We start from the raw sequence: 25,658 nt of genomic DNA, 5'->3' as shown, positions 1-25,658 counted from the left end.
GGCGGTCAGCGGCGACGCAGGCGACGCATTGCGCGGCGCCAGAACGACGAGGCGACGATCTCTGCACGGATGCCGTTCTCGACGTCCACGAAGCGCTGATCGATGAACTTGGTCAGATAGAGCACGAGTCCCGTGCCGTTCTCGTCGACCCAGCTCCGGAGGGCCTCGTCGCGGATGCTCGCGTCGTACTTCGCGTGATCGCTGCGCGCTCCCGCGACGCTGTTCGCCGCGTTGCCAGTCGCTCCGCGGCGCTGATGCCAGTATGCCAACGGCTTGTCGCCGAGGTACTCCAGCGGACCTCGGGACAGAACCTTGAGATTGAAGTCCCAGTCCCCGACGACGGGCAGTTTCTCGTCGTACAGGCCGAGCTCCGCATGCAGGGAGCGACGGTACAGGAAACCGATCGGGACGAAACGGTTGAAGAGCAACGTGTCCGTCAGCAGGGGAGCGGTGAGCTGCGCCTGGAACTCCTCGCGCTCATCCACGACGAAGCGTCCGTTCTCCTCGTGTTCCCACACGATCTCGATGCGGGAGACGACGCCCTGACGCTCTGCATGGGCATCGAGGTACTCGACCGCCCGCGCCAGGAAGTCGCGGTGCCAGGAGTCGTCGTCATCGTGCAGAACGAGGAACTCGCCCGCCGCCGCGAGGACGCCCGCGTTCGCCGAGACCCAACGTCCCCGGGACTCCTCGTGGTCGATGATGCGCATCCGGTCTCGATCGGCCGCCCGCGGCAGCCCGGCGACGACGGCGGCGACCTTCGCGGGGTTCCCGCCGTCGTTGACGATGACCGCCTCCCAGCCCTCGAAGGACTGACCCGTGATGCTGGAGAGGGCGCGCTCGAGGAAGTCCGGTCGGTCCTTCGTCCGGACGACGATGCTGACGCGGGGGGCGCTCACGGTCGGCCCATGCCGTGGTACGTCCATCCCGCCGAGCGCCAGGCCTCGGGGTCGAGGCAATTGCGTGCGTCGATGATGATCCTGGCCGTGGTCGCGGACGATACCGTGGCGGGGTCGAGGTCGCGGAACTCGCGCCACTCGGTCGCTACGACCACGACCTCTACATCAGCGATCGCAGCGATCGCGGAATCTGCGTAGCTCAGATCGGGTGCCACGCGCCGCGCGGTCTCATTGGCAGCGGGGTCGAACGCCCGCACCTCGATGCCTGCGGCGTGCAGACGGCGAGCGACGTCGAGCGCCGGAGAGTCCCGGGTGTCGTCGGAGTCGGGCTTGAATGCGAGCCCGAGAACCGCCACTCGCCGACCATCCGCGGCGCCATCGAGGGCGCCGAGCACGAGATCCGCCACGCGCTGACGGCGGCGCAGGTTGATGGCGTCGACCTCGTGCAGGAAACGGACCGACTCGCCGACGCCGAGCTCCTCGGCGCGCGCGGCGAAGGCGCGGATGTCCTTGGGCAGGCATCCGCCACCGAATCCGATACCCGCGTTCAGGAATCGGCGGCCGATGCGGGCGTCGAAGCCGATCGCATCGGCGAGCTGGGTGACATCCGCACCCGTGACCTCGGCGATCTCGGCCATCGCGTTGATGAACGAGATCTTCGTGGCCAGGAATGCGTTCGCGGAGACCTTGACGAGTTCTGCCGTGGCGTAGTCGGTGACGACCCGCGGTGTTCCCGAGTCGATGGCCGGCCGATAGATCTCGTCGAGTACGGCGACGTCAGCGGACGAGAGATCGTCGCTCTCGACGCCGTAGACGAGGCGGTCGGGTTCGAGAGTGTCCTGGATCGCGAAGCCTTCGCGGAGGAACTCCGGATTCCAGACCAGGCGCGCACCCGTCGACCGGATCGCATCCGCGAGCCGCCGGGCGGTGCCGACCGGAACAGTGGACTTTCCGACCACGAGGTCGCCGGGGGAGAGCACCGCAGTCAGCGATGCGATCGCGCTGTCGACGTAACGGAGATCCGCGCCGTCGCCATCGGAGCGCTGCGGGGTCCCGACGGCGACGAAGTGCACCGTCGCGTCGGACGCGGCGGTGAAGTCCGTCGAGAAGGTCAGCGTTCCCCGGTCGCGCGCCTTCGTGAGGAGATCGTCGAGACCGGGCTCGAAGAACGGAGCCTTCCCCGATGCGAGCGTCGCGATCCGGCTCTCGTCGACGTCGATTCCGACCACCTCATGGCCGAGAGAGGCCATCGCGGTCGCGTGAACGGCGCCGAGGTATCCGCAGCCGATGACGCTGAGCTTCATTCCATCAACCCTTCAGACCTGCGACGTAGGTGCGCAGGGATTCTTCTGCCGGCACGGGGGTGAAGCCCGCCGCGACGATTTTGGCGAGGTCCAGGTGACTGTTCCGGGGACGCGGGGCCACCGGGCTCGTCGCCGAGGCGAAGTACTCTTCGGTGCTGACGGCCGTCACGCGCTCGGGGTCATGGCCACCGAGTCGGAATACCTCGCGAGCGATCTGAGCCCAGGACTGGACGTCGCCCGACCCCGTCACGTTGTAGACGCCGTAGGCGGCATCCGATTCGTAGAGGTGAGCGATCGCGTCTGCGATGTCCGAGGTGAAGGTCAGGCGCCCGAACTGGTCACCCACGACCCGAGGGTCGATCCCGCGCTCGGCGAGCGAATGCATGGTGCGGACGAAGTTGCCGCCCTCGCCGATGACCCAGGAGGTGCGCACGACGTAGTGCCGCGATGCGGTCGAAGCCGCGAGATCTCCGGCGGCCTTGGTCTGTCCGTAGACGCCGAGCGGGCGCAGCGGTGCGTTCTCGTCGTAAGCGCCGTCGAGGGTGCCGTCGAAGACGTAGTCGCTCGAAACGTGCACCAGGGTGATGCCGTGATCGTCGGCGACACGGGCGAGCGCGGCGACGGCGCTCGCGTTCGCTGCCCACGCCTTCTCTCGTCCTTCCGCCGTCTCGGCCGTGTCGACAGCGGTGTACGCAGCTGCGTTCACGATGAGGCCGTAGTCGCGCCAGCGTCGAGCGGACGCGAGGTCCGAAGCGGTCACATCGATGTCGTCGCGCGTGGCGTACTCGATGTGGGCGGCGTCGCCGAAACGAGCGCGCAACGCGAGTCCCAACTGCCCGGAGGCACCGAGGACGAGGATGCGCTTCGGTGGGATCGGGGTGACGTCGGCGAGCCGGGGGTGCGCCTTGTCCTTCTCCGAGATCTCGACCTCGGAGAGCGGAATGGGCCAGGCCACGGCGGCCGTCTCGTCGGCGAGGTTCAGGAAGGAATACGACGCATCGGGGGACCAATGGTCGTTGACGAGGTACGTATAGGCGGTGTCCGCCTCCAGGGTCTGGTACGAGTTCCCCACGCCTCGGGGCACGTAGATTGCGCGCGACGGGTCGATCTCCGTCGTGAACACCGTGCCGAAGGTCGGTCCCTCGCGCAGGTCGACCCAGGCGCCGAAGATGCGCCCCGTCGCGACAGAGACCCACTTGTCCCAGGGCTCGGCATGAATGCCGCGGGTCGTGCCGACGGCGTCGTTGAACGAGATGTTGTTCTGCACGGGGCCGAAGTCCTCGAGCCCCAGCGCCAGCATCTTCTCTCGCTGCCAGTTCTCCTTGAACCATCCGCGCGAATCGCCGTGGACGGGCAACTCGAACACGACGAGGCCCGGGATGGGCGTCTCGATCCGTTCGAGCTGCTTCCCGAACGCGGCGCTCACTGGCCCTTGCCCGCGTAGAACGCCTCGACGGCGTCCTTGGACGGCGCCCACCAGGCTTCGTTGTCGCGGTACCACTGGATCGTCGAGGCGAGTCCGGCTTCGAAGTCCGAGAACTGCGGAGCCCAGCCGAGCTCGTCGCGCAGTTTGCTCGAGTCGATCGCGTAGCGGAGGTCGTGGCCGGCGCGGTCGGTGACGTGGTCGTACGCGTCCGCAGGCTGGCCCATCTCGGTGAGGATCAGTTCGACGACGGACTTGTTGTCCTTCTCGCCGTCGGCGCCGATGAGGTACGTCTCGCCGATCGCACCCTTCTCGAGGATCGTCAGCACGGCCGAGGAGTGGTCGTCGGCGTGGATCCAGTCGCGCACGTTCTGCCCGGCGCCGTAGAGCTTCGGACGGATGCCGCGGATCACGTTCGTGATCTGACGGGGGATGAACTTCTCGACGTGCTGGTACGGGCCGTAGTTGTTCGAGCAGTTCGAGATGGTCGCCTGGACTCCGAACGACCGCACCCACGCGCGCACGAGCAGGTCGCTTCCCGCCTTGGTGGAGGAGTAGGGCGACGAGGGGTTGTAGGGCGTCGACTCGGTGAACCGCTCGGGGTCGTCGAGCTCGAGATCTCCGTAGACCTCGTCGGTCGAGATGTGGTGCAGACGGACGTCGTGACGCCGCGCCGCCTCCAGGAGCGTGTACGTGCCGATGATGTTCGTGTCGAGGAACGGCCGAGGGTCGTTCAGCGAGTTGTCGTTGTGCGACTCCGCGGCGTAGTGCACCACGGCATCCGTCTCGGCGAAGAGGCCGTCGACCAGGCCTGCATCCGTGATGTCGCCGTGGACGAACGTGAGCCGATCCTCGGGGAGCCCCTCGAGCGAGCGACGGTTCCCGGCATAGGTGAGGGCATCGAGCACCGTCACGTGGTGCTCGGTGTTCTCGATCACGTGGTGGACGAAGTTGGAGCCGATGAAGCCGGCCCCTCCGGTGACGAGCAGACGGGTCATGCGTGGCCTCTCTTGAGGATGTCGAGCAGATAGGCGCCGTAGCCGGACTTGACGAGCTTCTCGGCGCGTTCGCGCAGCTCGTCGTCGCTGAGGAAGCCCTGGCGCCAGGCGACCTCCTCCGGCATCCCGATCTTCATGCCCGTACGGCGCTCCATCGTGCGCACGTACTCGGCCGCGTCGGTCATCTGGTCGAACGTTCCCGTGTCGAGCCAGGCGGTACCGCGGGGGAGGACCTCGACCTGGAGCTTTCCGCGCTCGAGGTACTCGCGGTTGATATCGGTGATCTCGTACTCGCCGCGGGCGCTGGGCGCCAGGTTGCGCGCGATCTCGATCACGTCGTTGTCGTAGAAGTAGAGGCCGGGAACGGCGTAGTTGCTCTTCGGGGTGGCGGGCTTCTCCTCGAGGGAGACCGCACGCCCTTCGGCGTCGAACTCGACGACGCCATAGGCCTCGGGCTCGGCGACCCAGTAGGCGAACACCGCTCCACCATCGATGTTCTCGAACCGCTGCAGGCGGCTGCCGAGACCCGGTCCGTAGAGCAGGTTGTCTCCGAGGACCAGAGCGACCGAATCGTCGCCGATGAAGTCCGCGCCGATCGTGAACGCCTGCGCGAGCCCGTCCGGAGACGGCTGCTGCGCGAAGGTCAGGTTCACGCCGAACTGCGACCCGTCGCCGAGGAGGCGCTCGAAATGCGCCGCGTCGTGCGGCGTCGTGATCACGAGGATGTCCTTGATCCCCGCCAGCATCAACGTCGAGAGCGGGTAGTAGACCATCGGCTTGTCGTAGACCGGGATCAGCTGCTTGGAGACGCCCAGCGTGATCGGGTGCAGACGCGTGCCGGACCCGCCGGCGAGAATAATGCCTTTCACGCCTCTATGTTGTCATACCGAGCCTGGATCGCCCGTGTCAGCGACGCTCACGGACGCGCTCACCGAGATCGCAGCCCCACCGGGATATCCTGGGTCGGTTGTCGGTGAGAGGGTCTGGAACACATGGAAATGCTCGAACTGCTCTGGCCTGCCGCCGTGCTTCTCGCGCTGTACGCCGTCTTGGGCGGAACGCTGGCCTGGCTGATCGGACTCCGCGGGCTCTGGGCCGTGGCCGCGGCGCCGGCGTTCGCGATGACGGTCGTGGGGGGCGCGAGTCTGCTCGCCGGCTTCGCCGGCACCGGCTGGTCGATCGTGCCGTGCCTCCTCCTGGCCGCCGTGATCGGGGTGGGGATCCACCTCGTGCGCCGCCGCGGACGGCGAGGCGTCACCTCTTCGCCGTCGACCTCGCGGTGGTGGACCATCGGCGCCGCCGTCGCCGCGGCTGTCGTCATCGGACTGCAGATCTTCGCGGTGATCGGTCAACCGTCGGCGATCTCGCAGACGTTCGACAACGTGTTCCATCTCAACGCCATCCGCTACATCATGGAGACCGGCGCTGCCTCGCCGCTCGAGCTCGGGCAGATGACGAGCCCGAACGGCGGAGTTCCGTTCTATCCGTCGGCGTGGCACGCGACGGCGGCCATCGTCGCGCAATTGAGCGGCGTCGGCATCCCCGCGGTCGTGAACGCGCAGACTCTCGTGATCGCCGCGGTCATCTGGCCCGTGAGCGCGATGCTGCTCGCCCGGACGCTGATGGGGAAGACGGCGACCGTCACCGTCTCCGCAGCGATCGTGAGCACGGCGATTCCGATGTTCCCGATCCTGCCGATGGACTACGGAGTTCTCTACCCCTTCCAGCTGGCTCTCGCGATCGTCCCCTTCACGGTGGCGGCGACGGCATCCGCCTTCGGAATCGGCACGGCGGCGAAGGATCTCGCGCCGGGCTGGTGGGGATTCGTCGCGCTCGGCGCGATCCCCGGCGTGGCGCTCGCCCACCCGGGCGGATTCGTCGCCTGGCTCGCCTTCTCGGTCCCGATCGTGCTGGTCTTCGTGGTGCGCCTGTGGCGCGCGCATCGTTCCGGCCGGGTACGCCTGGCCCTCGCCGCGGGTGTCGTCGTCTACTTCGGCATCGGTGTGCTCCTGCTCATGGTGCTCCGCCCGCCGCTGCCCACCCGAGGATGGCCGACCGAGCGGACTCCCGGCCAAGCCGTGCTCGAAGTCGCGCAGGCGTCGATGTTCTACGGAACGATCGCGATCGGCGTCGCGATCGCCGTGCTCCTCGGCCTCTTCTGGGTGGTGAAGGAGCGCAGTGAGGCGCTCGTCGTCGGAGCATCTCTCTGGGCGATCGGCGCGCTCCTCTTCATCGTCGTCATCTCCCTGCCCATCGGTCCGATCCGCGACGCGTTGACGGGGAGCTGGTACAACAACTGGCCACGCCTCGCCGCGGTCTTCGGGATCGCGCTGGTTCCGCTCGCGGCCCTGGGGATCGCCCGCACGGTCGAGGCGATCGGGCGGGTCTGGTCGCGGCTCCAGCCGGACGGACGTCCCCTGCGCGTGATCGCCGGCGCCGTCGCCGCCGCCATCGGCTTCGCCGTCCTGCCGCTTCCCGCCATCCCGGCCGCTGTCGCGCAGGCGCAGATCCGCTTCGTGCTCGACGAGGGTTCTTCGCTCATCAGCTCCGATGAGATGGCCCTGCTCGAACGCCTTCCGGAGCACGTCCCGGCAGGCTCCGTGATCGCCGGCAACCCGTACACCGGTACGGCTCTCGCCTATGCGATCGGTGGGCGCCAAGTGCTCATGCCGCACATCCTGGTGGATGTCTCGGACGACGCGGCGACGATCAACGACCATCTCGCCGATGCCGAGTCGATGCCCGCGGTCTGCGACGCGGCCGAGGCGCTCGACGTCCGGTTCGTCCTGGACTTCGGCGAGCGGGAGGTCCACGGCGGATCGCATCCGCTCGCGGGCCTCGAGGATCTCGAGGAATCGGGAGCGGTGCGCCTGGTCGACAGCCAGGGCGATGCCAGACTGTACGAAGTGACCGCCTGCGGTCTCGGCTGAACACGGAGAGATTTCCCTCATGAGCGACACCACGCGCATCGATCGCGTCCTCGTCCTCGTTCCCGCGTGGAACGAGGAGCGCAGCGTCGGTGACACCGTGCGCGAGATCCGTGCGGCGTCGTCGCGGTACGACGTCGTCGTGATCGACGACGGCTCGACCGACGACACTGCGGAGGTCGCCCGCGACGCCGGCGCGTCCGTGCTCTCCCTGCCTTTCAACCTGGGGGTGGGCGGCGCCATGCGCACGGGGTTCACCTATGCGGCGCGCGAGGGGTACGGGGCCGCCATCCAGGTGGATGCCGACGGGCAGCACGACCCCGTGGAGATCGACCGGGTGCTGGCCGGTCTGGAGCACGCAGACATCTCGATCGGAGCACGCTTCTCCGACGTCGGCGACTACTCGGTGCGCGGCCCCCGGCGCTGGGCGATGGTCTTCCTGGCGTCCGTGGTCTCACGCATCGCCAAGACCCGGCTGACCGATGTGACGAGCGGCTTCCGCGCGGCGAATACGCGCGCGATCGCCCAGTACGTGCACTACTACCCGGCCGAGTACCTCGGCGACACCCTCGACTCGCTCGTCGCCGCCCTGCACGCAGGGCTCAAGGTCACGCAGGTCGGCGTCGCGATGCGCCCCCGCGCGCACGGCAACCCCAGCCAGGGGCCGCTCGGTTCCACCGTCTACCTGCTGAGGTCGGTGTTCGCGCTGCTGCTGGCCGCGATGCGACGTACAGGTTCGCGGCGGAAGGAGGAACGCGCATGATCGTCTTCGTGGGTATCGCTCTCGCCGTCCTGATCCTCGTGATCGTGCTGTGGATGCTTCTCACACGCAAGCTGCGCGAGAAGTACGCCGTGCTCTGGCTCGTGATCGCCGTCTCGGTGCTCATCGTCGGGCTGTTCCCCGGCCTGCTGGGCGCGCTCACGGCGTTGCTCGGTGTGCAGGTCCCCTCCAACCTGCTCTTCGCGACCGCGATCCTCCTGCTCCTCGGCGTCGCCCTGCACCTCTCGTGGGAGCTCAGCCAGGTCGAGGAGGAGACGCGGCGCCTCGCAGAGGAAGCAGCCATCCTCCGCACGCAACTCGAAAGCGTCGAGAGCCGACTCGCGAAGCTCGAGTCCCCCCGGACGGGGTCGGACGGCGATCCCTCCTGAGGCGTGCGTCAGCGCCGTGGCGCGGTGACCGCCCGAGCGGCGGCGCGTCGGCCGCCGCTGAGTGCTCCGCCGATCCAGCTCGCCCGGTACTCCCAAGTGAAGCGTCCCGGGACGATCTCCCGCGCTCGCCCCGCACGGAGCAGTGACAGTGCGGTGCGCAGGCGGCGCGAGCGACCGAACGCCAGCTCCTGACGGGAGTCGGTCGTCTCGTCGGTACGCCGCGCGGCGAGGGTGTCGACCATGAGTTGGCGCCAACCGACGTAGGCCCAGAATGTCATCCGGAAGATCGACCGAGGGCTGCGTGAACCTTCGAAGCGCTGGGACTGCGCGAGCACGTTGGTGATGGAACTGCGGATGCTTCCGCTGCCCAGTCTGCTCGGGTCGCCGAACACGTTCGCATCGTGCTGGACGTAGTCCTGGACGACGTCATCGATGATGCGCGTGCCCCGGTGCGCCGACGCGACGACGGCGAGCCAGTGATCGTGCGCGGCCGCCCGAGTCGAAGCTCGGGGGAACGGCAGTGCCGTCGGCAGCACTTCGGGGTGGAACACGCAGAGCGAGCCGGTGAACTCGTTGGAGAGGATCGTGAAGATCGCGCCGTGGTCGTGACGCGTCGTACGGCCCGTCTCCACTTCGGAGGGGTACGAGACGAGCCGGGCCTGGGCCGAGACGAGAGAGACCTCGTCGAGGTGCGGGAGGAGCTTCTCGATCTTGTCCGCGTCCCAGCGGTCGTCCTGGTCGCAGAGGGCGATCCATTCGCTGCGCTCGTCGACGGCGAGGAGGCCGCGCTCGAAGTTCAGGTAGAAACCGAGCCGCGAGCCGTCGCCGACGATGCGGAAGCGGGCGTCTCCCTCGGTGATCTCCGCCACCAGCGCCGCGATCGGTTCGGGCTCGCCGTCGACCGAGATCACGCATTCCCATTCACGGACCGTCTGCGCCTGCAGCGATGTCAGCTGGCGTCGGAAGAGCTCCGGATCGGGGGAGTAGGCGGCCAGCACGATCGTGCCGAAGGGATGTGTCGACACAGGCGGCCTTCCGGGTCTGCGGGGATTGAACAGCGAATGAAGCTAGTCTAATTGCGCCATGCTCGTGATTCCCCTCTCCGTTCGTCGTCCGGTGCGTGTCGGATGAGCGCCTTCCCTGTGTGGGCGGTGTTCTCGACGTTCCGCCCCGGTGACGCCGCTCTGGAAGCCGTCTCCTCCGTCGCCGATCAGGTCGCGGGCGTGATCGTCGTCGACGATGGCTCCGGACCTGTCGCCGAGGCGGTGCTCGATCGTCTCGAGAGTGCGGGCGCGATCGTCGTCCGCAGGCCCGCCAACGACGGGATCGCCGCCGCGCTCAACGACGGCATCGAACGTGCGATCGGCGCCGGTGCCGCTTTCGTGATCACCTTCGACCAGGATTCCCGTGTGACGGAGGGGTTCGTCCGAGACCTCGTCGTCGCGCATGAAGCCGCGACCCGCGCCGGGGTCCGCGTCGGTCTCGTCGTGCCGGAGTACTTCGCGGGCGTGCGGCAGCAGGCGGGGCCTGAGGCACCCTACGGTGACGCGGCGAACGTCATCCAATCGGGGATGCTGATCCCGGCAGCCGTGATCGCCGAGGCGGGACTCCTGCGGGAGGATTTCTTCATCGACCTCGTCGATATGGAGTTCGGACTGCGGATCCGCGCTCGCGGCTGGCGCGTGCTCGCGGCCGGGGGGGTGCGCATGGAGCACACGCTCGGCACCCGGTATCGGCGCGAGCTGTTCGGCCGCACGGTGGCGCTGCCCGGGGTTCCCGCCGAGTTCAGCCTGAGCACGCCGTTCCGGTACTTCTACCGCGTGCGCAATCGTCTGATCCTCAACCGTGAGTACTTCTTCTCCGCACCCGGGCAGATCATCCGCGAAACCCTGCTCGACGGCATCCACTTCGTGAACGCCTGGTGGGTCGCGAAGCCGCGCCGCGCCCTGGCGCGCGTGTATCGGGCCGCTCTCGTCGCCGCCGTGCGCGGTCGCATGGGGCGGATGCCGGATGCGCTGATCCCGATCGCCGCCGAGATCCGGTGGGACGCCCCCGTGGTCGCGGAGGGGGAGAAGTGAGCGGCCCCATCCGGACCGCGGTCGGTCGTCTCAGCGGATTCACGATCTCCGTCGGCGTCGTGACGCTGATCGGGATCGTGTCGATGCCGCTCCTGAACCTCGCCCTCGGTGAAGCCACCTGGGGCACCCTCGCACTCGTGCAGACCGTCTCGCAATTCGGCGGTATTCTCGTCGCCTTCGGGTGGGGAGCGACGGGTGCGGCGACCGTCGCCGGCATCCCCATCGGGCAACGCCAGGCCTTCTATCGCACGTCGCTGCGCGCCCGCGCGTTGCTCTACGTGCTCGTGCTGCCGGTCATCGCCGTGATCCTGACTCTCCTCACACGCGGCGACGTGCTGATCTCGGTGCTCGGCGCCGCGGTGTACCTGCTGCCGCACCTCGGTGCGATCTGGTACTTCACGGGTGAGGGGAAGCCGATGCGGCTCCTGCTCTGCGACACCCTCCCGACCGTCGCGGGAGGCATCGCCGGCGTGATCGGCGCCGTCGTCACGGGGGAACTCTGGGTCTACCTCGTCGCGCAGGGAATCGGCTTCATCGGTGCCGTCGTGCTCGATGCCGTCGTCGTGCTGCGAGGTTCGTTCGGGGCCGCGCACACTCCGGTTCCTCTGCGCACCGCACTGAGCGGGCAGCGCCACGCCGTGTCGGCGACACTCGTCAGCGGTCTGTACGTCACCCTGCCGATGGTGGCCGTGCAGGCGTTCCTCCCCGCGCTGCAGCCGATGTACGCCGTCGCTGACCGCCTCTTCAAGTACGCGTCGATCGCGCTGCTCCCCATCCAGCAGTACTTCCAGAGCTGGGTGCCCGACCCCGAGGCGGATTTCCGTCATCGTGCGCGCATCGCGGCTTTCGCCGGCGCGCTCATCGGTGTCGTCGGTGGCGCGTGCATCGCTCTGCTGAGCCCCTGGGCTTCGACGATCCTCTCCGCGGGGAAGATCAGCGTGCCGTGGCAGGTGTCGTTGCCCCTCGGCGTCGCCTTCGTGGGGATCGCCACGGCCGCCATCGTCGGCTATGCGTGCCTGGTCGTCGTCGGGCGCGTGCGCGCGCTCGCCGTGTCGACGCTCATCGGTGCGATCGTCGGAGCGCCGCTGATCCTCGTCTTCGCCGCAGCCGGATCCGTTCCGCTCGTGGCCTGGGCCGTGGCGATCTCCGAGCTCTGCGTCGGCGGCTATCAGGTTCTCGTCCTGCGGCGGGAGCTGCGCAAGCCGATCACGGAGGTGGCGTCATGAGCGCGGTGCGGGTGAGCGTCTGCATGGCGACGTACAACGGCGAGCGGTTCCTCGGCCCGCAGATCGAGTCGATCCTGCGGGAGCTCGAACCCCAGGACGAGCTCGTCGTCGTCGACGACGCCTCGAAGGACGGAACCGTCGCCGCGCTCGAGGCTTTCGACGATCCGCGCATCCGCGTGCACGCACGCCAGGAGAACCGCGGGTACGTCAAGACGTTCGAAGAGGCTCTGGGACGAGCGACCGGAGACATCCTGATGCTGTCCGATCAGGACGACGTGTGGATCCCGGGCCGTCGTGCGCTGTTCGTGGCCGCGCTCGAGGACTCCGCCGTCGCGGCCTCCAACCTGGTGCTGCTCGGTTCGGATGAGCCGTTGCCGAATCCGCTCACGCGTCGCCCGTGGCGGTTGCGCGCGGCGTGGTCGCGTCAGGGGATCCGGAACGCCGTGCGGATCTTCGCGGGCATGGCGCCGTACTACGGGTGCGCGATGGCGATCCGCCGCGACGTGGTGGATCGGGTTCTCCCGTTCCCGAACTACCTCGACGAGAGCCACGACCTCTGGATCGCGCTCTTCGGCAACGCTCACCGCACCATGGCGCACATCGAGACGGCGACGATCCGCCGCCGCATCCACGACGCGAATGCCTCGCCCTCCCGTCCGCGAGGCATCGGGGCCGTGTTGCGCGCGCGTGTGATGCTGCTTCGTGCGTGGGGGAGCGCCCGCCGCCGCTGATCAGCGGAGGATGTGCCGCCAGAGGGCGCGGCGGCCGGCTGCATCGCCGTGGCGCAGTACCGTCGGCACCGTCGTGAGGGCATGGAGCCGCGCGAACAGGCGGGCCCGGGCGGCTCGGGCCGTCGAGCGCCACCCGCGCGCATCGGCGCGCTGGGCGGTCTCGAGGAAGAATCGACGGTCGTCCGTGAAACGGGAGCCGTCGAGGATCGCCTTCTGCGAGGCGCTCTCGGTGTGACGTCGGTAGGCGAAGACCTCGTCCTCGATCACGACCAGCGAGCCGCCAGCGAACGCGATGTCGAGCAGGATCGCGAGGTCGAGCACGATGGGCAGGTCATCGCGGAACTCGTGCGCGCGGATCGCTTCGGTGCGGAAGAGCAGAGAGGGCCAGTACAGCCAGTTCCCCCGCGTGAGGCTGGTCGCGAGGCGTTCGTCCGACAGCACGGTGTCGCCGGCGCGGGTGTCGGGGCGCAGCATCCGCTGCTTCACGCGGTCGACGAGCGGCAGCGACGGCGTGCCGCTCTCATCGATGACCCGCACGCCCGGCTGGAAGACGGCGGCATCCGGATGCCGCTGCACGGCGTCGCGCAGGGCGGCGACGTAGCCCGGGAGGAGCAGGTCATCACTGCCGAGCACCATGAGGTGATCGGCCGTCGCGAGCTGCACGCTGGTGCGGAAGTTCTCGATGATCCCGACGTTCACGTCGTTGCGCACGTACCGGACGCGCGGGTCGTCCAGCTTCGCGAAGTACTCGGCCACGGTCGGATCGGGATACGCGTCATCGATCACCGTCAGCCGCCACTCGGGATCGGTCTGCCCGAGCACGGATTCGACCGTCTGTCGCAGCAGCAACGGATCGCCCCAGAAGGGCAGCATGATATCGATGGTCATCGTGTCTCCAGCATACGAAGGGCTCCGCCGCCGACGGCTCAGCCGCGCGTGAGGAGGTCCAGACGGGCGCGCATCACGCGGTCGAGACCTTCCGGGAGGTTCGTGCCGATCACGGCGTCGAGGTCGGGCCAGACCTCCGACCTCACGCGCAGATCCAGGGCCTGTCCGACCGCAGCGCCCTGCCCGACGAGCGAGAAACCGGAGCGACGTCGCAGCCTCCGCAGCTCGCCGATGATCGCCCCGACCGAGACCGCACGGCCGGTTCCGATGATCTTGGTCACGGTCTCGCCGGCACCGAGCTGGCGCGCTCGTGCAGCGGAAGCGCTGATCACCGCCGCGGCATCGTCTTCGTAGATGTAGTCGCGCAGCGTGTCGAGTGAGACGTAGATCGTGGCCGGCTGCAGGGTGACGGCACTGTTGACCAGCGTGGAGATCAGCCCCTGGCCCTTCGAGAGGTCCTGCCCCGGTCCGTAGAGATTGGTGAGGCGTCCGATGACCGTGCGCCACCCGTGCGCCTCGCCGTATGCGCTCGCGAGCCGTTCCATGTCGAGCTTGGCTTCGCCGTAGGCCGAAGCGGGTGCCGCGGGGCTGTGCTCGGTGAAAGGCCCTCCGACCGCACCGCCGTAGGCGCCGCCGACGGACGAACTCAGGAAGAGCACCACGACGGCATCCGACTCCGCGCTGGTGCGTCCGAGCGCCGCGAGGAAGGATTCGAAGACCGCGACCTCCTGTTGCAGGCGCTCGCGGGGTGTCGACGTCACGCCCTTCCCGGCGCACCAATAGATCTCGTGCACGCCCGAGGGGGCGAGGAAATCGGTCAGAGCGGAGGACAGCGTCTGCTTCGTGCGTTCCGCGTCCGTCCAATCGACGGGCACGGAGAACGGAGTGTCGGACCGGGAGCGCGCGACCGCCTCACCGAGGAGCCCGCGTCCGATGATCCACCTACGCGCCGCGCTCGCCACCCGGTTCCTTCGAGGCAGGCTCGCGGTGCCCCAGAGGGCCGGAAAGGGGATCGCGCACGATCAGGTACGTCGGACGGCCGAGGGCGGAACTCACCGCGACGCCCAGGTACTCGGCGACGATCCCGAGCGCCATGAGGATCGCCCCGATCCCGACGGCGGTCAGCACCATCTGCGACGTCCACCCCGCCGGTATGTCGACCGCGAAGGCACGCATGATCACCAAGTAGAGGGCGAAGAGGATGCCACCGATGAAGAACAGGGCTCCGACGCCGGTGACGAAACGGAGCCCCCGCGTGCCGGAGGTCAGCACCATCCGCCAGAAGTGCGCGAAGAGACGACGATACGAGTAGCCGGAATCGCGGTCGCCCTCCTCGCGGAGGAGGACGGGAGAGGTCACCGTGCGCGCCGAGACCCAACTCAGGGCCACATCGAGGTAGACGCCGGTCCCGGCGTATGCCGCGACGCTGCGCGCGATCTCGCCGAGGATCAGGCGGTAGCTGTTGAACTGCGAGGCACGTCCGCCGCCGAGGAACGACTCGAGCAGCTTCTTCGAACCCTTCGACGCGGTGTTGCGCACGAAGCCGTGGGGCGGACGATTGCTGGGCGCGGCGTACACGAGATCCGCCTGCTCCCGCAGGGCGGTGTCGATCATCCCGCCGATGAAGAGGGGGTCGTGCTGGCCGTCCTCATCGAGCGTCACGACCCAGTCGCCGCCCGAGCTCGCGATCCCGGCGAGAGTCGCCGCGTGCTGACCGTAGTTCCGGCTGAGCCAGACGGGTCGGATCCAGGGCTGGGATGCCGCGAGTCGGCGGATGACCGCACCCGAGTCGTCAGGGCCGCGGTCGTAGCTGAGGATGACCTCGGTGACGATCGCGCGATGACCCTCGGGGGTCGAGAACTCCTGCGTCCAGGGCGCGATGCTCTCGACCAGCGCGTCGAGCGTGCGCTCGCCCTGGTAGACCGGGGTGACCACGCTGATGCGATGGACGTAGGGATCGCTCATCGGTTCCTCCATCTGAGCACTGTGTACGAAAGTCGGCGCAGTCTGGCCATGACGCTCGCGCGGAAGTTTCCGATCCGCAGGTCCCAGGCCGAGACGACCGAGGGATGCTCTTCGCGGAACCAGCGGTGGAAACGGCGCGCCTGGTCGGCCTGCGAAGCGATCAGCACGGCGCTCCACTGGGAGTCGGAGAGGCGGAACGTCGCCCCCACCTCGGAGTCGGGGACGAAAGTGCCGTCGAGGAGGACGCGCGAGTACGTCGCCTGGTCGATCAGGTACGGGAACGTCGCGTCCCACCCGCCAGCACGCTCAAGCGAGTCGCGCCGCATCGTCACGGAGGCCGGCTCCCCGAACAGGTTCGACCCCGCTCGCACGGCCTTCGCCGCCGCGCGTGCGCCGTCCATCGGCGCACCGAGGCCGCGCAGGCCCCATGCCGGCATCAGCACCTTGCCGTCGGCATCCGTCACGTCACGTCGGCAGGCGGTGAGCACTGCACCGCTCGTTCTGAGCAGCGCGACCTGTCGGGCGAGGATGCCCGGTCGCAGAACGTCGTCGCCGCAGACGAGCTTGATGAACTCCCCGTGCGCCTCCGCCGTCACCCGATTCCAGTTCCGCTCCGCGCCGCCGCCGCTCGCGGTGGTGAGAATCGTGACGCGCGCGTCGTCGCGGTAGCCGTCGAGCACCGCATCGGAGCCGTCGGTGGAGGAGTGGTCTGCGACGATCAGCTCGAAGTCGATGCCCTCCTGAGCCAGCACCGAATCTATGGTCTCGGCGAGAGTGCGAGCGTTGTTGTAGGCGGGGATCACCACACTGAGGGGAGGCGTCGTCACGCGGTGGGCTCCTTGCGTCGGAATGAGAAGAGGCTGTGCCCGAAGTAGCTCACCATCGTCGTGACGAAGACGATGAGCGCCTGGGCGACGATGGGCTCGAGATGCGCGAACTCCACGAGGAGCGGCAGGAGCACGGCATTGATGCCGAGCGAGGTCAGATACACCAGCTCGAAGCGCATCAGATCGGTCCAGACATGACCGCGCACCCGGAAGACGAGTCGGCGGTAGAGGACGAATGCGCACAGGACGCTGGCGACGTGTGCGAACAGTAACGTCACCATGTAGCCCCACAACTGACCGACGGTGATGTCGAAGAGGGCGAACCAGCCGAATCCGACGACGGTGTTGATCCCGCCGACGAAGAGGAAGGCGACACGACGATCGCGGAACAGGCGAAGCAGGGGGCCGTCGGGCCCGCGCATACCGCCGACCGAGCGGTCTTCCTCTGTGGTCGGCTCGCCCGCAGCGGTGACGGAATCGGTGCCGCTCGATTCGCTGTCGTCTCGACCGGTGCTCATCGGCTCGCTCACCTGACCTGCGCTTTCGCTCACCACCGCCGTGCCGGTGCCCATCGAGACTACCGCATGGCGCCCCGCCGACCCTGAGCAGGCGGCGGCGTCGTCGCAGGTAGCATGGGTACGCTAACGGCCGCCCACCGACGGGTCCGGTCGCGACGGGTCCCTCGACGGGGATCCAGACAGGAAAGAAGCATCCATGGACCTCCTCATCGTCGGCTCCGGTCTCTTCGGACTCACCATCGCTGAGCGCGCAGCAGCCGCCGGACGCAAGGTGACGATCCTCGATCGACGCCACCACATCGGCGGCAACGCTTACAGCGAGGCCGAGGCGACGACCGGCATCGAGGTCCACCGCTACGGCGCGCACCTCTTCCACACCTCGAATGCGACCGTGTGGGAGTACGTGAACCGCTTCACCACCTTCACGAACTACGTCCACCGGGTGTACTCCGCTCACAAGGGAGTGGTCTACCCGCTCCCCATCAACCTGGGAACGATCAACCAGTTCTTCCAGGCTGCGTACAGCCCCGCCGAGGCGCGGGCGCTCATTCAGGAGCAGGCGGGCGAGTTCGACCCGGCGACGGCGACCAACCTCGAGGAGCGGGGCATCGGTCTCATCGGGCGCCCGCTGTTCGAAGCCTTCATCCGCGACTACACGGCCAAGCAGTGGCAGACCGAGGCGAAGGACCTCCCGGCCTCCATCATCAGCCGGCTCCCGGTGCGCTACACCTACGACAACCGGTACTTCAACGACACCTGGGAAGGGCTCCCCACCGACGGGTACACGGCGTGGCTCGAGCGAATGGCGGATCACCCCAACATCGACGTGCGTCTCTCGACGGACTTCTTCGACGAGGCCCAGCCCCTCAACAAGGCTGCCGTCGTCGGGCAGGTCCCCGTCGTCTACACCGGGCCCGTCGATCGCTACTTCGACTACACCGAGGGCGAGCTGAGCTGGAGGACCATCGACCTCGAGGAGGAAGTCCTCGACATCGGCGATTTCCAGGGCACGAGCGTCATGAACTACCCGGATGCGGACGTGCCGTTCACACGCATCCACGAGTTCCGTCACTTCCACCCTGAGCGGGCAGACCGGTACCCGAAGGATCGCACGGTCATCATGCGGGAATTCTCACGGTTCGCGGGCCGTGACGACGAGCCCTATTACCCGGTGAACACGGCGACCGATCGCGAACGACTTCTCGCCTACCGCGACCTCATGGCGGGGGAGAAGGACGTGCACTTCGGGGGACGCCTCGGCACCTACCAGTACCTCGACATGCACATGGCCATCGGCTCTGCGCTGTCGATGTGGAACAACACGCTCGCCTGACCGGCGGCCGGACGATGCACCTCACACCGGGATGAGCGAGACCTCGATCGGCGCGCCGGGTTCGGCGCGCCGCTACGTGCACTCCCTCTGGCTCCTGTCGGCACGCGATCTCCGCGTGCGCTACGCCACGAGCTGGCTGGGATATCTGTGGTCGGTTCTCGACCCGCTGCTGATGAGCCTGATCTACTGGTTCGTCTTCACCCAGGTCTTCTCCCGTACGGTCGGAGAGCAGCCGTACATCGTCTTCCTCATCTCCGCGCTGCTGCCCTGGGTGTGGTTCAACTCGGCGGTCACCGACTTCACCCGCGCGTTCAGCCGAGACTCCAAGCTCGTGCGATCGACGGCGATCCCGCGCTCGATCTGGGTGAACCGGATCGTGCTGAGCAAGGGGATCGAGTTCCTCTGCTCGCTGCCGGTGCTCGCCGCTTTCGCGGTCTTCGCCGGCGCGACGGTGTCGTGGCAGTTGCTGTGGTTCCCGGTCGCGATCCTGCTGCAGGCCGTGCTGCTGGTGGGGCTCGGTCTTCTCGTTGCGCCGCTCTGCGCGCTGTATGCCGACCTGGAGCGCACCACGCGCCTGATCCTGCGGGTGCTGTTCTACGCGTCGCCGATCATCTACGCGGGATCCGATCTTCCGGGTGCTTTCGGCGAGTTCGCTGCGGCCAACCCGTTGTTCGGTATTTTCGGCCTCTACCGGGTCGCCTTCTTCCCCGACCAGTGGAATCCCACGGAGATCCTGGGCGCGGTGCTGGTCAGTGCCATCGTGCTGGTGCTCGGCATCCTCGTCTTCCGGCGTCTCGAGCCCGCCGTCCTGAAGGAGCTGTGATGAGCGCGATCGAGGTCGTCGATCTGGGCGTCCGCTTCCGTCGCAATCGACGGGGCCGCCGGAGCTTCAAGGATCTCTTCGGAGGCAAGGGCCGTGGCAAGCGTCCCGGCGAGTTCTGGGCGCTCCGGGGCGTCTCGTTCACGGTGCAGCCCGGCGAATCGATCGGCGTCGTCGGCCGCAACGGCCAAGGAAAGTCGACGCTGCTCAAGCTCGTGGCCGGGGTCCTCCTGCCCGACGAAGGACGCGTCGACGTTCACGAGGGGGTCGCTCCACTCATCGAACTCACCGGCGGCTTCGTCGGGGATCTCACCGTGCGCGAGAACGTGCGTCTCACGGCGGGATTGCACGGTATGAGTCGCGCCGAGATCTCGCGTCGTTTCGACGGCATCATCGAGTTCGCCGAGCTGCAGGACTTCCTCGACACCCCGTACAAGCACCTGTCGAACGGCATGAAGGTGCGTCTTGCGTTCTCCGTCGTGTCGCAGCTCGAGGAGCCCATCCTGCTCGTCGATGAAGTGCTCGCCGTCGGCGACAAGGCGTTCCGCGAGAAGTGCTATCGACGTATCGACGAACTGCTCGCCGAGGGGCGCACGCTCTTCTTCGTGAGTCATAACGAGCGGGATCTGCGTCGGTTCTGCGAGCGCGGTCTCTATCTCGACAAGGGTGCGCTCGTGCTCGATGGGCCGATCGGCGACGTGCTCGACCGGTACAACGCCGACAGCGCCCCGGCCTGATCTCAGAGCGGGCCGGGGCAGCTGGTCACTGCGTCGACGGCTCCGGTGTGCGGTACAGGATGAGCTGAGGCCCGCCGTTCGCTCCGCCGGCTACTTTCGCGAGGAAGTCGATGCTCTGCCAGATGCGCACGGGCTCCCACGGTGAGGCGGGGGCGATTCCCACGCTGTTCCACTGCGTGTCGACGGGGAGCTGCTGGATCGCCGAGTACACGGCCTGTTCCTCGGGCATGTTGTCGGCGCGCAGATAGCGGTTGACCATCGACGACGACGTCAGGATGTACGGCAACGAGTCGATCCCCTCACGAGGGGTGACGGCGCCGTCGACGACCATGAGCTCCGCGGCGAGATTTCGGGGACCGTCACTTCGGAACGGTGTGTAGCCGTCGTAAAACGTGTCGTCGGCGTCGATTCCACGATCGGCAAGGTCTGCTGCTGAGGTCTGCCGGGTATCCGGTGCGAGTGCAACGGCGAGTTGGGCGAAGGAAGCCAGGAGGAGCGATGCCGCGGATACCGCCGCCAGGGCGCCCACGATGATCCGCGGCACGCGGCCGCGCGTGGATGTCCAGCGCCAGACGGCATCGAGCCCGACGGCTGCGAGCAGAAGCGGGGTGATGAACATCGGCAGGCCCCAGCGGTCCCAATGGAGGGTGAGCACGGAGATGGCCACCCAGAAGACCAGGCCGGTCAGGAGGGGGGTCATGTCCCATCGTCGTCCGACGACGGCGGCGACGAGACCCGCGGCGGCGAAGAGCACGATGATGATGCCGCCGTTGTTGAGGAACGAGGAAGCGTAGAAGAGCGCGTTCCCCGACCAGTCCAACCCATCGGCGCCGAGGTGCCCCGTCGAGTTCTGCTGGAAGAGCTGGGCGCGGACCTCGGAGAAATTGGTGAACAGCGTCGGCGACAGCGCGAACGTGAAGCCGAGGACCATGACGATCGCCGCGGCCCCACGCACCGGGATCCGCCAGTAGTGGCGGGACCGGATCGAAGCGATGACCACGGCGACCGCGATGGTGGACGTGGCCGCGACGGCCGGATATTTCGCCGTGATGCCGATGGCCACACCGGCCGACGCCAAGACGAGCCAGGGCCAGCTCTCGCGCTGGATGTAGCGCACGGCCCCGAGGATCGTCAGGAGCACCGCGAAGACCAGGGGAACGTCGGGCGTCGCGTAGCGGGAATGCTCGACGAACGGGGGGAAGAACGCGATCGCGAACGCCGACCACAGGCCGGCCGTGCGGGTGTACGAGCTGCCGATGAAGTAGGCGACGACGATGGATGCCGTGCCGAGGGTCGCCGTCGTCGCCCGCGCGAGGGCGTAGAAGGGCGCCGGATCGACCGCGAAGAGCGCTTCGGGGGTTCCGCCTCCGAAGAGGTGAGACCATGCCTGGTAGACGATGTAGCTGAGCTGCGTCTCGAGGTGGTCAGGACGGAAGAAGAACGGCGGGGCGAAGGAGTTCCGTTGCGCCATGTCGATGGCACCCTCGACGACGACCCACTCGTCCGCGTGCAGCGGCAACGGCAGGCCCCATCCGATGCCGCCGAAGCGGACGGCCGCTCCGACGATGACGACCGCGAAGAGCCCCCAACCGATGAGGTCCGGACGATGCAGGCGACGCCGCGCTGCGCGGGCTTCGGTCGCGCTCACCGCCGGCCCTGCGCAGCGAGATCGGCGATCGCGTGATCGAGGAGGATGCGGGCGCGCGCCGCGAACGAGTGCTCTTCTCGGATGCGCTCACTGATGAGCGCCAGAGCGTCGTCCGTCGGGAATCGTGCGTCGAGATCGCTCTCGAGGAACGGCACGATCTCGGATACCGCGTCGTAGGTCTGCACCGCTCCGCCGAAGATCTGGTCGATGCCCGGAACGTCGTCGCTGAACGCGCGCCCTCCAGCCGCAACGACATCGAACAAGCGATTCGAGATGAACCCTTCGCGCTGCATGTCGGCCCAATGATCGTTGAGCACGACCGATGCCGAGGAGTAGAGGCGTCCGAGGTCGGTATTGTCGACCCGTTCGCCGGTGATGGCGCCTTCGGGCAGGAACCGCTCCCAGTCGCCTCCGTAGAGCTCGAGGGGGAGTCCTGCTCGGACGGATTCCATGACGGTCGGTCGCGGAATGCCCCGGCTGTTGCCGACGAAGAGCGGTCCGCCTCTGCCCGTCGATTCCGTGCTGTCCTCCGGGTGGAAGCGCTCGGGATCGGTGCACTGCAGCAGCGCCTCGACAGGGATGCCCCAGCGTTCGGACTGCTGGGCCGACCAGCTCAGGGAAGCGGCGAAGACCCGGTCGAAACGCTGCGCTTCGCCTCTGCTCACCATGTCCGGGTGACTGATCACCCAGAGGTAGGAGAGCGCGGCGGGTGAGGGGGAGTAGATGTCGAGACCACGCAGCTGGATCACGACGTCGTCGAGGTAGTCGGTCTCACGGCGTTGCGCCTCGCGGGCGTCGACGACGGTCTCCTGGCCGAGGGATTCGAGTGCCGCGGCGAGGGACCTCCCGAAGTGGGTGTCGCCCCAGGTCTCGCCCGCAGGTCCTGCCGGCGAGGCGGTCTTGATCGCCCAGCGCAGACGGGGAACAGCACGTCCGTCGATCTCGATGTCCCCCCGGTCGCGCGTCACGACGGGGATGAGCGGAGCGGGCAGTGCGGCTGACTTGCCGATCTCGTGGGGTTCGAGGGGTGCAGGAACCTCTCGGCGCCAGTGTGCGATGCGCAACCCTGCTCGCGCGTAGGCGCTTTCGGCATCGGACGAATCCACCGGGAGAGCGAGGGCTCGCAGAGCATTGTTCGTGCCCGTCGGATCGACGACGGTGAACTCGCGCGGTCGGTCGAGCTGCGTGAACGTGAGATCCGTTCGGGCCGTGAGGTGGCGCCCGGCCAGCCCGCCAGCCAGGCCGGCGAGCTCGTGCTCGTTGTAGAGGAGCGGGTCGATTCCGCCGATCGAATCGAGGAGTTCCCGGGCTATGGCGAAGCTCCGCCCGGAGAGCGCTCTGAGGGCGACCCGCGTACCGAGTCGTCGAGCGTCTTCAGCGGGGTGGCCGCCGAGGATCGCGACGGGAGAACCGTGCGCACCGACCAGCATCGATCCGACGCTCTCGACCGTGCCGTCGGATCCGAGGGTGAGCGGGATGACAGCATCCGAGGCGTTCGAAGCCACCTCGTCGATCAGCGCGAGGAGAGCCTCTTCGCTGAAGGTCGAGCGGGGATCGATCACGGCGAAGACGGCGCTCCTGCTGCGATGCAGCTCCCGGTCGACGACGTACGCGAAGGGCTCGCCGTCCTGATGGAGGGCGGCGGACGTACCGTCGCGGTGAAGCGTCGCAGCCCGGATCTGGCGCCATTCGTCGGGGCGTACACCGACGCCGACGAAACGCACCTCGGTGCCCTGGGGGGCATCTGAGAGACGGGCGAGTTTCGCGTGCAACGTCAAGTCGTGTCGCTGCAGGAGCACCACGATCGTCGCGTCGCCGACGAGGCTGGAGGGTTCGATCGCGGAGTGGCGAAGGCGAACGGACGTGTTCCATCCGATCGCTTCGGTCGTCGAGATGCGGTCGGCAGCGTCCTCGGAGTTGTCGTAGTGCGCGCCGAGCGTCGGGACGTGCGTGATCGGGGAGTGCGCGGCGAGTTTGAGGATCAGGTCGTAGTCCACGGCGCGACGCAGAGTCGGGTCGAATCCTCCGACCTCGAGCACGACGTCCTTCCTCGCGACCAGAGTGTTGAGATCGATCGAGTTTCCGAGGATGAGGCTCTTCGGATCGGGCGACCCGTAGCGGAAACGCACGGTTTCGCCGTCGTCGAGGGCGATCGTGGCGTATGCGCTCGTGAGCGACTCTCGCTTCATCGTCGTGACCATGTCGCGCAGGAAGTGGGGCTTCCACGTGTTGTCGCTGTCGAGGAAGGCGATGAACTCGCCTGTCGCCTCGGCGATGCCCGCGTTGCGCGCGGCACAGACACCGAGGTGATCCTGGCGGATGAGCCGGATACGGGAGTCACGCTTCGACAGGAGCTCGGCGACGGCCACCGTGTCGTCCCACGAACCGTCATCGATGATCAGCAGCTCCCAGTCCTCCCAGGACTGGGCGAGGATCGAATCGACGGCCTTGCGCATCGCTCCGCCACGATTCCACACCGGCATGATGATGCTGGCACGCGCACCCGACGCGCCTTCGGCGACGTCGAGCGATTCCGCGTGCTCGAGTTCCGTGCGCGGATAACGGTTGCGACGATCGCGCTGGAGGGCAGCCCACTCCGCCGTCGCAGCGAACAGGACGGGGTAGATCTCGGACCACGGCATCGAGCGAACGCCGCCCGACTCGACGATGATCTCCGTCTCCGGGTCGCGCGTCACCCGCTCCCAGAGATGTCCCACCGGGCCCGCAGGGTGTTCGAGGGACTCGGGGTGCTCATCCGCATAGCGTCGAACGCTCCATGCCCCGCTCGTGCTCGCATGCCACGCCTGAGAGTTGAAGTAGTCGTAGAGGGCAGGACGGTCCGTGCGGATCATCGCGCGACGGATCACATACGGATCCGTCAGCACGTTGAGCGTGTATCCCCAGCGGAACCCTTCGGCCGCGTAATGTGCCGCCGCCTGCTCGACGGTCAGAGAGGGCACTCCGAGTTGAGCCGCGTAGAGCGCGGCATCGATGATCCCCGTTCGCGCCAGTCGCTCCGCGCGACGGCGCGGGTCTGAAGATTCCAGTACGTCCCGCACGACGGGAACACGCCGGGCGAGGCGCGAGATCTCACGAATCGACGACATCGGACGAGCGTCCTCTCTTGTTCAGGGTCCGCGGGGCGCGGTATCCGAAGACGAGGCGTTCGACGGCGTTCAGGCGCGCGAAGCCGTAGTTCTCGTAACGGCGCTGGCTGTAGTACGGCTGCGTCGCGAGCAGGTACTCGCGCACGCCGTCCATCTGGGCGGGGTACTTCTTCTCGAGATCGTCGAGGAGAGTGCCGGCGCCGAGCCAGTACGGGTCGTACCGCAGCGTGTCGAGCTTGATGAGCGGAAGTCGCCCGTGATCGAGGCTGGAGTCGGCGAACGCACTGGACCAGTTGAGGTTGTCGGCCTGCGCGGGGTCGCGCCACGCTCGCACGTCGAAGTATCCGTCCTCGAGCGTGTCGAACCGTGCGGGGAAGCGCTTCCTACGCTGACGGAGCCAGTGCACTCCGCGACGAGTGGCGCGCAGTCGTTCGTCGCGCGTCGGGTCGAAGTAGGCGCCGAAACGATAGCCGGCTTCGGACATCGCGCGGCTGATGCCGACTTCCTGGAACTGGATGGCGCTCTGCCGGTCCGGAGCCGGCTTCGAGTCCGTCCAGAAACGGCGGAAGGCGAGGGAGTGGAGAGCCTCGCTCGTGAAGTGCAGGTAGTAGCTCTGCACATGCGGCGAGTGTCGTGCGCTCTGCGTGATGCCCCACAGCTCCACCGGCCGCGTGCGCATCGTCTGCATGACCTCACCCAGCGGGCGGAAGAATCCGACGTAGGAGTCGTTGGTCAAGAGGACCTCGTCATAGGACTGTGCCCAATCGAAGCGCTCGAGGCAGTCCCGCCACGATCCGAAGTCGTGCCCGTAGTTCGCGCGCCGGATCAACGTCGCGCGCGAGGAGATCGCCGCTGCCGCGGCCGGGGAGAGGTCGACGGTCGTCGCCAGCACGACCTCGTCGAATTGGGATCCGAGTTCGTCGAGCTGACGGAGGACGTGCGGGGCCGCCTCGCCACGCGGGTCGTAGTGTGCGACGAGCGCGAGCCGTTTCGTCATGCGTCCTCTCCGGTGGTCTTCCGCTCAGCCATGTCCGTATCCTTCGTCCGATCGAAGCGCGTGGGGCGCATCATGCGCAAAAG

Annotated in this window: 23 protein-coding genes; 9 read left to right on the top strand and 14 right to left on the bottom strand. The window is 67.8% G+C overall.

Annotation, left to right across the window (positions count from 1 at the left end):
- Window positions 1-5: 5 nt before the first annotated feature.
- From ACIQTT_RS04785 to rfbA, 5 genes are read right to left on the bottom strand one after another with little or no spacing between them, the layout of a single operon-like run.
- Window positions 6-899, bottom strand: coding sequence for a glycosyltransferase family 2 protein (locus ACIQTT_RS04785; RefSeq protein WP_402786741.1), 894 nt, complete (start codon window positions 897-899; stop codon window positions 6-8).
- The gene (locus ACIQTT_RS04780) at window positions 896-2,203 is read right to left on the bottom strand and encodes a UDP-glucose dehydrogenase family protein (protein ID WP_402786738.1); all 1,308 of its coding nucleotides are present in this window, start codon (window positions 2,201-2,203) and stop codon (window positions 896-898) included. Before ACIQTT_RS04780 ends, ACIQTT_RS04785 begins: the two co-directional genes overlap by 4 nt.
- 4 nt (window positions 2,204-2,207) lie before the next feature.
- Window positions 2,208-3,629 carry a sugar nucleotide-binding protein gene (locus tag ACIQTT_RS04775; protein WP_402786735.1) on the bottom strand — a complete coding sequence of 474 codons (1,422 nt, stop codon included), beginning with the start codon at window positions 3,627-3,629 and terminating at the stop codon, window positions 2,208-2,210.
- The gene (gene rfbB, locus ACIQTT_RS04770) at window positions 3,626-4,624 is read right to left on the bottom strand and encodes a dTDP-glucose 4,6-dehydratase (protein WP_247632530.1); all 999 of its coding nucleotides are present in this window, start codon (window positions 4,622-4,624) and stop codon (window positions 3,626-3,628) included. The genes ACIQTT_RS04775 and rfbB overlap by 4 nt, the downstream gene beginning before the upstream one ends.
- A complete protein-coding gene (gene rfbA, locus ACIQTT_RS04765) occupies window positions 4,621-5,493 on the bottom strand; it encodes a glucose-1-phosphate thymidylyltransferase RfbA (RefSeq protein ID WP_402786732.1) in 873 nt (290 codons plus the stop codon). The genes rfbB and rfbA overlap by 4 nt, the downstream gene beginning before the upstream one ends.
- Before the next feature lie 123 nt (window positions 5,494-5,616).
- Here rfbA and ACIQTT_RS04760 point away from each other — a divergent pair, with 123 nt between their 5' ends.
- From ACIQTT_RS04760 to ACIQTT_RS04750, 3 genes are read left to right on the top strand one after another with little or no spacing between them, the layout of a single operon-like run.
- Entirely contained in the window at window positions 5,617-7,554 is a 1,938-nt protein-coding gene (locus ACIQTT_RS04760; RefSeq protein ID WP_402786729.1) for a DUF6541 family protein, read from the top strand.
- Window positions 7,555-7,573: 19 nt separating this feature from the next.
- On the top strand, window positions 7,574-8,314 hold the full coding sequence (locus tag ACIQTT_RS04755) for a glycosyltransferase family 2 protein (protein ID WP_402786726.1): 741 nt from the start codon (window positions 7,574-7,576) through the stop codon (window positions 8,312-8,314).
- Window positions 8,311-8,700 carry a DUF2304 domain-containing protein gene (locus tag ACIQTT_RS04750; RefSeq protein WP_402786723.1) on the top strand — a complete coding sequence of 130 codons (390 nt, stop codon included), beginning with the start codon at window positions 8,311-8,313 and terminating at the stop codon, window positions 8,698-8,700. The genes ACIQTT_RS04755 and ACIQTT_RS04750 overlap by 4 nt, the downstream gene beginning before the upstream one ends.
- Before the next feature lie 8 nt (window positions 8,701-8,708).
- On the opposite strand, the gene ACIQTT_RS04745 is transcribed toward ACIQTT_RS04750, so the two are convergent.
- Entirely contained in the window at window positions 8,709-9,725 is a 1,017-nt protein-coding gene (locus ACIQTT_RS04745; RefSeq protein ID WP_402786721.1) for a glycosyltransferase, read from the bottom strand.
- A gap of 102 nt (window positions 9,726-9,827) precedes the next feature.
- Here ACIQTT_RS04745 and ACIQTT_RS04740 point away from each other — a divergent pair, with 102 nt between their 5' ends.
- From ACIQTT_RS04740 to ACIQTT_RS04730, 3 genes are read left to right on the top strand one after another with little or no spacing between them, the layout of a single operon-like run.
- The gene (locus tag ACIQTT_RS04740; RefSeq protein WP_402786718.1) at window positions 9,828-10,778 is read left to right on the top strand and encodes a glycosyltransferase; all 951 of its coding nucleotides are present in this window, start codon (window positions 9,828-9,830) and stop codon (window positions 10,776-10,778) included.
- Window positions 10,775-12,004 carry a lipopolysaccharide biosynthesis protein gene (locus ACIQTT_RS04735; protein WP_402786715.1) on the top strand — a complete coding sequence of 410 codons (1,230 nt, stop codon included), beginning with the start codon at window positions 10,775-10,777 and terminating at the stop codon, window positions 12,002-12,004. Before ACIQTT_RS04740 ends, ACIQTT_RS04735 begins: the two co-directional genes overlap by 4 nt.
- Complete coding sequence (locus tag ACIQTT_RS04730) at window positions 12,001-12,735, top strand: glycosyltransferase (protein WP_402786712.1); 735 nt, start codon at window positions 12,001-12,003, stop codon at window positions 12,733-12,735. Before ACIQTT_RS04735 ends, ACIQTT_RS04730 begins: the two co-directional genes overlap by 4 nt.
- On the opposite strand, the gene ACIQTT_RS04725 is transcribed toward ACIQTT_RS04730, so the two are convergent.
- From ACIQTT_RS04725 to ACIQTT_RS04705, 5 genes are read right to left on the bottom strand one after another with little or no spacing between them, the layout of a single operon-like run.
- Window positions 12,736-13,623 carry a glycosyltransferase family 2 protein gene (locus tag ACIQTT_RS04725; protein WP_402786709.1) on the bottom strand — a complete coding sequence of 296 codons (888 nt, stop codon included), beginning with the start codon at window positions 13,621-13,623 and terminating at the stop codon, window positions 12,736-12,738.
- 38 nt (window positions 13,624-13,661) lie between these two features.
- A complete protein-coding gene (locus tag ACIQTT_RS04720; protein WP_402786706.1) occupies window positions 13,662-14,585 on the bottom strand; it encodes an NAD-dependent epimerase/dehydratase family protein in 924 nt (307 codons plus the stop codon).
- Window positions 14,566-15,588: a glycosyltransferase gene (locus tag ACIQTT_RS04715; protein WP_402786703.1), complete on the bottom strand. Its 1,023-nt coding sequence runs from the start codon at window positions 15,586-15,588 to the stop codon at window positions 14,566-14,568. The genes ACIQTT_RS04720 and ACIQTT_RS04715 overlap by 20 nt, the downstream gene beginning before the upstream one ends.
- Window positions 15,585-16,415 (bottom strand): glycosyltransferase family 2 protein, encoded by an 831-nt coding sequence (locus ACIQTT_RS04710; protein WP_402786700.1) that lies wholly within the window; start codon window positions 16,413-16,415, stop codon window positions 15,585-15,587. The genes ACIQTT_RS04715 and ACIQTT_RS04710 overlap by 4 nt, the downstream gene beginning before the upstream one ends.
- The gene (locus ACIQTT_RS04705; RefSeq protein WP_402786697.1) at window positions 16,412-16,933 is read right to left on the bottom strand and encodes a GtrA family protein; all 522 of its coding nucleotides are present in this window, start codon (window positions 16,931-16,933) and stop codon (window positions 16,412-16,414) included. The genes ACIQTT_RS04710 and ACIQTT_RS04705 overlap by 4 nt, the downstream gene beginning before the upstream one ends.
- A gap of 196 nt (window positions 16,934-17,129) precedes the next feature.
- On the opposite strand from ACIQTT_RS04705, the gene glf reads away from it, so the two are divergent.
- Genes glf through ACIQTT_RS04690 form a run of 3 tightly spaced genes read left to right on the top strand, consistent with a single transcriptional unit; the run spans window position 17,130 to window position 19,823 of the window.
- A complete protein-coding gene (gene glf, locus ACIQTT_RS04700) occupies window positions 17,130-18,266 on the top strand; it encodes a UDP-galactopyranose mutase (RefSeq protein ID WP_402786694.1) in 1,137 nt (378 codons plus the stop codon).
- A gap of 31 nt (window positions 18,267-18,297) precedes the next feature.
- Window positions 18,298-19,089, top strand: a complete 792-nt coding sequence (locus ACIQTT_RS04695; RefSeq protein ID WP_402786691.1) for an ABC transporter permease — start codon at window positions 18,298-18,300, stop codon at window positions 19,087-19,089.
- Window positions 19,089-19,823 (top strand): ABC transporter ATP-binding protein, encoded by a 735-nt coding sequence (locus ACIQTT_RS04690; RefSeq protein ID WP_402786688.1) that lies wholly within the window; start codon window positions 19,089-19,091, stop codon window positions 19,821-19,823. Before ACIQTT_RS04695 ends, ACIQTT_RS04690 begins: the two co-directional genes overlap by 1 nt.
- 25 nt (window positions 19,824-19,848) lie before the next feature.
- Here the strand turns inward: ACIQTT_RS04690 and ACIQTT_RS04685 are convergent, their stop codons facing one another.
- From ACIQTT_RS04685 to ACIQTT_RS04675, 3 genes are read right to left on the bottom strand one after another with little or no spacing between them, the layout of a single operon-like run.
- The gene (locus ACIQTT_RS04685) at window positions 19,849-21,471 is read right to left on the bottom strand and encodes an ArnT family glycosyltransferase (RefSeq protein WP_402786685.1); all 1,623 of its coding nucleotides are present in this window, start codon (window positions 21,469-21,471) and stop codon (window positions 19,849-19,851) included.
- Window positions 21,468-24,578, bottom strand: a complete 3,111-nt coding sequence (locus ACIQTT_RS04680; RefSeq protein ID WP_402786682.1) for a glycosyltransferase — start codon at window positions 24,576-24,578, stop codon at window positions 21,468-21,470. Before ACIQTT_RS04680 ends, ACIQTT_RS04685 begins: the two co-directional genes overlap by 4 nt.
- Window positions 24,562-25,575: a rhamnan synthesis F family protein gene (locus ACIQTT_RS04675; protein WP_402786679.1), complete on the bottom strand. Its 1,014-nt coding sequence runs from the start codon at window positions 25,573-25,575 to the stop codon at window positions 24,562-24,564. The genes ACIQTT_RS04680 and ACIQTT_RS04675 overlap by 17 nt, the downstream gene beginning before the upstream one ends.
- Window positions 25,576-25,658: the final 83 nt, after the last annotated feature.

It is taken from the genome of Microbacterium sp. NPDC090225, from assembly GCF_044772365.1.
Lineage (GTDB): Bacteria > Actinomycetota > Actinomycetes > Actinomycetales > Microbacteriaceae > Microbacterium.
The sequence above is the reverse complement of the archived record's forward strand: the minus strand, read 5'-3'. Positions and strand labels throughout refer to the sequence as shown.

Coding starts and splice junctions, on each gene's coding strand:
- ACIQTT_RS04750 (WP_402786723.1), top strand. CDS start 8,311: ATGATCGTCTTCGTGGGTATCGCTCTCGCCGTCCTGATCCTCGTGATC.
- ACIQTT_RS04675 (WP_402786679.1), bottom strand. CDS start 25,575: ATGACGAAACGGCTCGCGCTCGTCGCACACTACGACCCGCGTGGCGAG.
- ACIQTT_RS04730 (WP_402786712.1), top strand. CDS start 12,001: ATGAGCGCGGTGCGGGTGAGCGTCTGCATGGCGACGTACAACGGCGAG.
- ACIQTT_RS04755 (WP_402786726.1), top strand. CDS start 7,574: ATGAGCGACACCACGCGCATCGATCGCGTCCTCGTCCTCGTTCCCGCG.
- ACIQTT_RS04690 (WP_402786688.1), top strand. CDS start 19,089: ATGAGCGCGATCGAGGTCGTCGATCTGGGCGTCCGCTTCCGTCGCAAT.
- ACIQTT_RS04725 (WP_402786709.1), bottom strand. CDS start 13,623: ATGACCATCGATATCATGCTGCCCTTCTGGGGCGATCCGTTGCTGCTG.
- ACIQTT_RS04695 (WP_402786691.1), top strand. CDS start 18,298: ATGAGCGAGACCTCGATCGGCGCGCCGGGTTCGGCGCGCCGCTACGTG.
- ACIQTT_RS04715 (WP_402786703.1), bottom strand. CDS start 15,588: ATGAGCGATCCCTACGTCCATCGCATCAGCGTGGTCACCCCGGTCTAC.
- ACIQTT_RS04705 (WP_402786697.1), bottom strand. CDS start 16,933: ATGAGCACCGGTCGAGACGACAGCGAATCGAGCGGCACCGATTCCGTC.
- glf (WP_402786694.1), top strand. CDS start 17,130: ATGGACCTCCTCATCGTCGGCTCCGGTCTCTTCGGACTCACCATCGCT.
- ACIQTT_RS04780 (WP_402786738.1), bottom strand. CDS start 2,203: ATGAAGCTCAGCGTCATCGGCTGCGGATACCTCGGCGCCGTTCACGCG.
- ACIQTT_RS04680 (WP_402786682.1), bottom strand. CDS start 24,578: ATGTCGTCGATTCGTGAGATCTCGCGCCTCGCCCGGCGTGTTCCCGTC.
- rfbB (WP_247632530.1), bottom strand. CDS start 4,624: ATGACCCGTCTGCTCGTCACCGGAGGGGCCGGCTTCATCGGCTCCAAC.
- ACIQTT_RS04760 (WP_402786729.1), top strand. CDS start 5,617: ATGGAAATGCTCGAACTGCTCTGGCCTGCCGCCGTGCTTCTCGCGCTG.
- ACIQTT_RS04740 (WP_402786718.1), top strand. CDS start 9,828: ATGAGCGCCTTCCCTGTGTGGGCGGTGTTCTCGACGTTCCGCCCCGGT.